General features: G+C 39.3%; 6 protein-coding genes. All 6 read right to left on the bottom strand.

Annotated elements, in window-relative coordinates; genetic code table 11:
* Positions 1-131: 131 nt before the first annotated feature.
* The gene (locus GQR52_RS19945; protein WP_165729567.1) at positions 132-1,910 is read right to left on the bottom strand and encodes an alpha-amylase family glycosyl hydrolase; all 1,779 of its coding nucleotides are present in this window, start codon (positions 1,908-1,910) and stop codon (positions 132-134) included.
* A gap of 55 nt (positions 1,911-1,965) precedes the next feature.
* The gene (locus tag GQR52_RS19940; protein ID WP_002958673.1) at positions 1,966-3,186 is read right to left on the bottom strand and encodes a glycosyl transferase; all 1,221 of its coding nucleotides are present in this window, start codon (positions 3,184-3,186) and stop codon (positions 1,966-1,968) included.
* Positions 3,179-4,924, bottom strand: coding sequence for an HAD-IIB family hydrolase (locus GQR52_RS19935; RefSeq protein WP_165729566.1), 1,746 nt, complete (start codon positions 4,922-4,924; stop codon positions 3,179-3,181). The genes GQR52_RS19940 and GQR52_RS19935 overlap by 8 nt, the downstream gene beginning before the upstream one ends.
* A gap of 144 nt (positions 4,925-5,068) precedes the next feature.
* Positions 5,069-6,307 carry a uracil-xanthine permease family protein gene (locus GQR52_RS19930; RefSeq protein ID WP_165729565.1) on the bottom strand — a complete coding sequence of 413 codons (1,239 nt, stop codon included), beginning with the start codon at positions 6,305-6,307 and terminating at the stop codon, positions 5,069-5,071.
* 9 nt (positions 6,308-6,316) lie between these two features.
* Positions 6,317-6,946, bottom strand: coding sequence for a uracil phosphoribosyltransferase (gene upp / locus GQR52_RS19925; RefSeq protein WP_007580883.1), 630 nt, complete (start codon positions 6,944-6,946; stop codon positions 6,317-6,319).
* 146 nt (positions 6,947-7,092) lie between these two features.
* A complete protein-coding gene (locus GQR52_RS19920) occupies positions 7,093-8,049 on the bottom strand; it encodes a phosphotransferase (protein ID WP_165729564.1) in 957 nt (318 codons plus the stop codon).
* Positions 8,050-8,808: the final 759 nt, after the last annotated feature.

Raw genomic sequence — 8,808 nt, 5'->3', positions numbered from 1 at the left:
TACTTAGCCCACTAGGTTACAAACCTCGCGTCGCGATTTAATCGCCCCTAGATTGAACAAATTTCAATCCACAAAGATCAACACGCCCTAGTTAAAACAAAGGCTCGCAGTGCGAGCCTTTTTAATAGGTCTTATTTAATATTACTCAGCCACACGCTTTGGTATGGTTCTAGCTCTATCGTTAATTGGCTTTCTTCAATCGTTTTATTTGCCACCAAATCAAACCACTTTTGGGTGTTAATTAAGTTTAAGTCGGCCAATGTGAGTGTTTGTGGTTTATCGCTAATGTTATAAACACAAAATATACTTTGGCGCCTGTCAATGCTTTGTCTCCAAAAACCAAACAACCCACCTGCTAAATGTAGCGTAAACTGTGTAGCATTGGGGTGAAAGGCACTCTGCTTTTTGCGTACTGCCAATAAGCTTTTTATGCCGTTAAACACTTTATGATGATGACTATACTTTTCACCAATTGCAGCCAGTAGCTTTGATTCTTGCCAACGATGACGATTTATAGCGCGGTTATGCTGTGAATTTTCAAATCGGTCGTAATCGTTAGTTGTACCCAACAAACTATGAATATAAAGCCCTGGGATACCTTCAAGTGCAAACATAATTGCGTGAGCACACATAAATCGCTCAAGGCCAAACTTATCGGGGCCATTGTGCGTTCCTTGCAGTGCATCAAATAAAGCAATATTTAGCTCGTACGGTGTATGTGTACCATCATTACTGGTACGCATAGATACACGACCACCAAACTGCATGGTTGTACTTACTAGTGAGGCCACTTCGCTGGGTTGTAGTAAACCTTCAATGGGTCTGAGCCCTATTCCATCATGCGAGGCTATAAAGTTAAAGTATGCAGTACCATTTTGCGCAGGCGGCATACTCATCATCCAATGTTTAATTGCTGTGCTATCGCCGCTAAGTAATGTGTGTAGCAACAATGGCGGCAATGCAAAGTTATAAATACTGTGCGCTTCGTTAGCGTTACCAAAGTACGATAGGTTTTCTTGGTTTGGAATATTGGTTTCGGTAATTATAACTACGCTGGGCTCTGCGTGCTCAATAAGCGTTCGCATGAGCCTTACGGCTTCATGTGTTTGCGGCAAGTTAATACAACTTGTATTAAGCTGTTTCCACAAAAATGCAACCGCATCGAGTCTAAATAAACGTACGCCATTGTCTAAATAATGCCTAATTATTCCCACAAACTCTTTAAGTACATCAGGATTGCCAAAGTCAAAATCAACCTGATCGTGACTAAACGTACACCATACGTGCTTTTCACCGCTTGGCGTTGTTACAGTATTTAATAACGATGAGGTTCGCGGGCGTACAACTTGGCTTAAATCATCCGTTAAGCTGGCTGTTTTAAAGTAGTCTTTACCAGGGTGTAAATCGTTTAAAAAGTTCTCAAACCATACGCTTCTGCTTGAGCAATGGTTAATAACTAAATCTGCCATTAACTTTACGTCTTTAGCGATGTTTTGAATATCTCCCCAATCACCTAACGACTCATTCACTTGCACGTAGTTCATTACGGCAAAGCCTTCATCTGAGCTATACGGGTAAAATGGCAATATATGCAGCGCATTTAACTGCATATCACATTGCTCTTTTATAAACCGGTGTAGTGTTTTAAGCGGTGCCTCCATTGGGCTCGATACGGCAAATTCACTATCATCGTGTTTAATAATAGAATCGCCATAAGCAATCAATACTATATCTTGTTCATCCCATCGGTTTGTATGGGGTGTCGGGTCGCGCAGTGCATTGCTACCTAATATAATTTTAATGAGTTGCTGAGCAAGCTCAGTAACCGATAAAGGCAGCTCAACACCCTCATAAATAATATGAAGATGTTGCTCTACTCGTTGTAAAAATAATTCGCTAACTGAAATCACATGCGCCCCTAATATTTATTATTTAGACTTATAGGCTAGTTAACCTGCGTACAGGTTAACTATATTCTTCGTTATCTAGTTCTACGGCTTCTTTTAAGCGCTCAAGTACGTCTGGCATTGCTGATACAACACGGTTCCAACTTGGTACAAATGGCGCTTCCATTGGGTTTTCTAAAAAGTGTTGGCCTGCTTCCATAATATTTTGTGCAAACATTTCTACTGCTTTTTCTTCTTGGTGTACATCAAGCGTTAGCCCGTTCATTAACGCATCGTTGTGATAGGTTTCAATAAAATCTAGACCGATACGGTAGTACGTTGCTTTTAGTGAGCGAATTGTTTCGCTGGTAAAAGTGACACCTTGAGTTGCCAGCTTTCTAAACAATGCCTTAGTAATATCAATCGACATTTTAGACAAACCTGCACTTTGGTCATCAAGTGAAAGTTCTTGGTGCTTATGATCGTAATTATCTGCAATATCTACTTGGCATAAGCGGTTATGGGAGTAATTACGATACATTTCACTCAGTACGCCTATTTCAAGGCCCCAGTCACTTGGAATGCGAATATCGTTTAAAACATCGCGTCTAAACGAAAACTCACCTGCAAGTGGGTACCTAAAAGAGTCCATATATTCAAGGTAGTCGGTATTGCCTAAAATTGTTTTAAAGGAGCGAAGCAAAGGCGTTACTAATAAGCGCGATACACGGCCATTAATTTTGCCATTCGCAGTACGCGGGTAAAACCCTTTACAAAATTCATAGTTAAAACGCGGATGCGCAACGGGGTAAATTAAGCGAGCAAGTAAGCTTCTGTCGTAGGTTAAAATATCGCAATCATGCAGCGCGATAGATTCCACTTCCGCTGTTGCTAATTTATAGCCCATGCAGTACCACACGTTACGGCCTTTACCAAGCTCACGCGGTGCAACGCCTAGCTCTTGTAATTCTTTATCAAGTGCTTGTAAGCGTGGGCCGTCGTTCCATAATACTTTGTGGTTTTGGTTTAGCTCTTTAAAAAAACCAAGTGCATGGCGGTACTGTGCTTCGTCGGCTCTATCTAAGCCTATAGTAATTTGTGACAAATACGGTACTTCACGCAACTCGCTAACTATATTTTGCAGCGCAGGGCCTTCAAGTTCACTAAATAACGAAGGAAGTATTAATCCCATTGGGCGCTGCTTGCTAAAAGTAAGTAGCTCTTTTTCTAGATCTTCTATTGGTCTGTCGGCAATATTATGTAATGTTGTAATAATGCCATTTTGATAAAAATCAGCCATGAGATGTTTGCTCCTCAGAAATACTTAAAATACTGCTAATGCACGGCAACGATGTTATTTCTTCAATCCAGCCCAGCGGTGCTGGCGATTGAGAGTATCGTGCTTTATTGTGCGACAATTTAACCGGCTTTTTACTCGCCGGATTGGCGATAATAATGGCGATATTTGCATGCTCTAACATTTGCTTATCGTTATCGCTATCACCAAGTGCAATGACCGTGAGAGGCTTTCTGAAATGATGGGTAAACTGTTTAACTAACCACTGCTGTGCAGCGCTTTTATCGGTATTTTTGGCAATATGAATGAAGCGCCCACCAATTTTTATATCGTAGCCGAGTGCTTCAACATCGTTTACAAAGGCTGTGAGTAATTCGTCGTTGCCATACCAATAAAGAGGGTCTGAATAATCGCGGGTTTGTGCGCGTCTTGCTTGCGCATCGCTAAGACCTGTAAGTTCTGATATTTGCTCACTCGATAAGTCACTAAACAATTTGTAATGCGCTTTGTAATCCGCTTTTAAAGTATTTAAGTCCTTTAATAAACTCGATAGCGGCTTTGCCATTGCGTAGCACCAGTAAGCGCCTACTTTTTTACAACCAATTGGCTTTAATTCAAAATAGTCTTCTGGAATAAATACCGCTGCACCGTTTTCGACAATAAAAGGCTGTTGAATATTTAAATTGTTTTTAAGCTCTATAACTTCGCAAAAAGTTTTGCTGGTATTAAACACCACAGGAATATGTGCATTTTGCAACTGCTGTAGTAACTCACTGATATTATTTGTATTGTAATCGGCGTGATCGAGTAATGTGCCGTCCAAATCTGTAAAAATAATGGGTTGAAGTGTGTCATCACTCGTTAGGTGCATACCGCTTATATCGCGATTGCTATCAAGTTCAATTAAAGCGTTTGCTTTAGCGCTCAGTGTGTTTAAGTTCTCACGCGTAATGCGCTCAAAATGAGAAATAAAATACATCAATTGCTCGTTAGTCATGGTGCCTGAGCCTTCACCTTTTTTGGCTATTAGCTTTTGTTCTTGCTCTTGTCGCCATGTAAAAACATCACTAAAACTCGGTGCTTTTAGCATAACGGTATAATCAATTAGGTTAAAAACGGCTTTGTATTCGTTTGCTAAACAGCTGTTTACACAGCGGCGCCAAACGCTTTCTTTATCAAACTGTTGCTCTAACTCGTTAAGCGGCTCACTCAATGAAAACAGCGGTTGTGGCTCACTGCCTACACACCACCCTTCTAAAATAACAATATCAACTGGCTTTTTGTTTGTTAGCCAATCACTTGCTGGCACGCAGTCGTCTTCGTGTTTATTAAACCCTGGAAGCGGTACGTTTACCTCTCCTGCCAGTAAGTTAGTTATTGTGCTATTCATTAACGCTACATCGTGAGTACCCGGTACTCCGCGAGTAGTAAAAAGAGGATGTACGTCTTTGGCAAGTTCACTACGTGCTTGTTTTGCTAAATAAAAGTCATCAATCGACAATGCAACACTGTTAAGTGGTGTGTTTTTAGAAAACCAGGTAACTAAAAAATCAGCGAGTGTTGTTTTTCCTGAGCCTTGGCATCCATTTATGGCAACAAAAATAGGAGTATTTGTTTTTTTAGATTCGAGGATGTCATGCGCAAGTGGAACAAAATATTGCTCACTCAAATATTGATACTTTAAAGGCAGTTGGTGTTTTGCTAAAAACGGGGTTATATCCACAATATTGGCCTCTGACATGGTTACTCCTTTGCATACAATGCGTCTGGGAGTTAAATGCAGATACTAGACCATTATTATTTTTATATATTTATTAATAGGTTAAAAAAATAGCGCATTATAAATGCGCTATTATGGTGCAATCTATTTAGCTAATGTGCAAAATTAAACTTTTTCAGGCTCTGCTTTTGGTAATACTAAGTTAAGTACTATTCCTAAAATAGCGCAAAGGCTTACGCCCTCTAAACTAAATTGGCTGCCACCAATATGCATACCGCCAATACCGCACACCAAAGTAAGTGCAACAATACTTAAGTTACGTGGTGCTGTTAAATCATCGCCCGACTTAACTAATGTATTTAAACCCACTACAGCAATAGAGCCAAAAAGTAGAATCATAATTCCGCCCATTACTGGCACAGGAATAGTTTGCAAACCAGATCCCATCTTAGCTACAAACGCTAAAATAATGGCAATAACAGCTGTCCACATCATTACTTTAGGATTGAAGTTTTTGGTAAGCATAACTGCCCCCGTTACTTCTGAGTAAGTAGTGTTAGGCGGGCCACCAAATAATGATGCCGCAGAAGTCGCAAGGCCATCACCAAACAAAGTACGATGAAGCCCAGGCTTTTTCAAAAAGTCTTTATTGGTTACTTGGCTAATAGCCATCATATCGCCAATATGCTCAATTGCAGGTGCTATTGCTACAGGTACCATAAACAAAATAGCCTGCCATTTAAACTCAGGCCAAGTAAAGTTTGGTACAGCAAACCACTGTGCGTTAGTCACTGCGTCAAATTGCACAACGCCCATACCAAGCGATAAACAATAACCCGCTACAACCCCTGCTAGTATAGGTATAAGCTTAAATACGCCTTTTCCCCATACTGCAAAAATAAGCGTAACCACTAACGAGAACAACGAAATATAAATAGCGCTGGTGTAATCAATAATTTGAATACTGCCGTCGCCACTTTTACCCATCGCCATATTTACAGCAACAGGTGCAAGCGCTAAACCAATAACCATAATTACTGGGCCTACAACCACAGGTGGTAAAATTTTATGAAGCGTTGCAACGCCTTTAAATTTCACTAATAAACTTAAAAGCATATAAGCAAAACCCGCCACCATTAAGCCGCCCATAGTGGCCGGCACGCCCCACATTTGCACAGCGGCAATAATAGGTGCAATAAAGGCAAATGATGACGCTAAAAATATAGGCACTTGGCCTTTAGTCACTACCTGAAACAGCAAGGTACCAATGCCTGCGGTAAAAAGCGCAACATTAGGATCCAAGCCCGTTAAAAGCGGCACTAATACCAGCGCACCAAATGCTACAAACAGCATTTGCGCGCCCGTTAAAATAGTTTTTATTGAAAAGGTGTCATTATTTTGCACTTAAGACTCCTAAACAGTACCAAATATTTTGTCGCCCGCATCGCCTAAACCAGGGATAATATAGCCCTTTTCGTTTAAGTGGCTATCCACTGAGGCTGTAAATATTTCTACATCTGGATGAGCTGTAAGTGTTCTTTCAACACCTTCTGGTGCTGCAACTAGTACAATTACTTTGATTTCTTTACAGCCTGCTTTTTTAAGCATATCGATTGTGGCAATCATTGAGCCACCCGTAGCAAGCATAGGGTCAATAACTAAGCTTAAGCGCTCATCAATATTACCTACTAACTTTTCAAAATATGGTACTGGCTCTAGTGTTTCTTCGTTACGTTCAAGACCAACAACACTTACTTTAGCCGCTGGTAATAACTGCATTACACCGTCCATCATGCCAAGACCAGCACGCAAAATAGGCACTACAGTAATTTTTTTACCTTTAATATGCTCTACTTTTAATTTATTGCCATCCCAGCCTGTAATTTCGTTATCTTCTAACTGTAGGTTTTTTGTTGCTTCGTAGGTTAATAAAGTACCTACTTCAGAACACAATTCACGAAAGCTTTTAGTGCTAATACCATGCGCGCGCATTAGGCCTAATTTATGTTGAACAAGAGGGTGAGAAATAACGTGAATAGCCATGATGTAAACCTAGTGATAGAAGAATTTGCGGTATTTTATATTAAAAAAGGTCATTTGACCTGTAGTTTTAAAGAGATTTTCATACATCGTGCCAAAATGTATTGTTTTGCTTGATATTTATGCAAGCCATTAACCCTTTGTGTTTATTAAATGTTACTCGCTAACCAGCTGTTTACTTGCTGTTGCATATAACTATTTATTTTTTGATGCTCAGGGCTCCAGCCAGATAAAAATCGATAAAAGTCAGCCCATGCAGCAGGCCATAAAGCGAGCCAATCGTCAGCTATTTTATCGGCAGGTGCTAAAGGGTGATAAGTAGCAATAGCATTCTTTAAATTATCAAAATAATAAGCAAGATACTCATCAGCGCTTTCGTGTAATTGTGCATCACTTAAGCAACTGGTCATAAAATACATTACATCAATTATCCCGCAACCTGCACCTATATACTGAAAATCATAACCGAGTATTTTACCACTCTCATTTGCTGCAAAGTTACCAAGTTTTGCATCGCCATGAATCAGCGTTTTGTACGCACAACGTTGTAGTTGCTCATCTATTTTATGTGCAGCATTTTTAATATCGGACTTTTTATCATCCGTTGTTTTTAATTTATTAAACTCATCTGGGCGCGTGCTTAAATGCCAGTAATTGCCTTGCTGCCATAATCCATCTGCGGGTTTACTTAAGTTAAACGCATGAAAGTGTGCAAGCCATTTTAATATAGCTTTAACATGTTGCTGCCCCGCTTGAGTAAATCCATGTTTGGTGAAGTCCTTAAACACCAGCGCATATTCATCGCCTTTATTAATTGCGCTTATACATTCAATACTTTGCGCATGTGCTGGTAAATGCTGGCTATAAAGCTTATAAAAAGTGTATTCAACGCTATAGGAATACTGCTTTCTTTCAAGCGCAAATTCGCTTTGCTTAATTTTAGGGTGGTGTATATAGCTGGGTATTTTAATAGCTTTAACAACACAGGCTTTATCATCAAGCTGGCACTGCACAATACTGCCACAGCCACTCCAAAGTGATGTTAACGTATCGCCAATTTCAATGTGCTTAAAATGTGGTTGTAATAAAGGAATGTAAAATGCCATGGTAATATTAAGTAATTAAATTTTTTGTAGTTTAACATTAGTGGGCGTTTTTAATAAAACTAAGGCATAAAAAATCCCCACTTGGTTTTATACAAGTTTGTATGTAAATAGTGGCCAAAATCACTATGCCACTGCACTTTGATTTTGAAATTAACTGGGTAAAACCATGTCTTCCTAGGTTGAGTATATCTAGGCATTTTAGCCTCATCAAAGTGATGAGGAGGTGTCCACTAAAACGGGTGAGGAGCATTATCCGTTAGAACGCCTTGTTAGTTTACTTATCTATTTAATTTGCTAATACAGCTAAAGCTAAAACAAAAGAGATACCAAACAACAAGTAACGGTAACCATCGTTTTCATCTTTGTTAGCCATTTCACTTGAATAAGGTAAGGACATTGGCTTACCCGTACAGAACGGTAAAATATAATAGTGAGTCATGCTATATAGAATTAAAGACGCAATCCAATCTTCAATATTATTCCTTCCAGTCAAAATCCCACAAACAAAGAATAATGAGTAAGATGACAATAATATAATTTTAGTTAGACTCATATCTATTTTAATTCACTAGTAAACTAACGAGCCTGTAGATTAACTCGTTTTTTAATTGTTTTTATTGATAAACAAACCATAGCTGAGTTCCTATTTTGGTTCAATCTATTACTGTACTTTATGCAGAATATAAAGTGGGAGTTTGGTGTTGTTTTAATTGGCGTTTTGGACGGGATTACGGGTACTTGAGTGGCTTTTATTTAGGG

The organism is Pseudoalteromonas sp. 31A1 (assembly GCF_011378815.1).
In the GTDB taxonomy this organism is placed as follows: Bacteria; Pseudomonadota; Gammaproteobacteria; order Enterobacterales; family Alteromonadaceae; genus Pseudoalteromonas; species Pseudoalteromonas arctica.
This window is presented reverse-complemented; position numbering and strand designations above follow the sequence as displayed.

Coding starts and splice junctions, on each gene's coding strand:
- GQR52_RS19940 (WP_002958673.1), bottom strand. CDS start 3,186: ATGGCTGATTTTTATCAAAATGGCATTATTACAACATTACATAATATT.
- GQR52_RS19920 (WP_165729564.1), bottom strand. CDS start 8,049: ATGGCATTTTACATTCCTTTATTACAACCACATTTTAAGCACATTGAA.
- GQR52_RS19935 (WP_165729566.1), bottom strand. CDS start 4,924: ATGTCAGAGGCCAATATTGTGGATATAACCCCGTTTTTAGCAAAACAC.
- upp (WP_007580883.1), bottom strand. CDS start 6,946: ATGGCTATTCACGTTATTTCTCACCCTCTTGTTCAACATAAATTAGGC.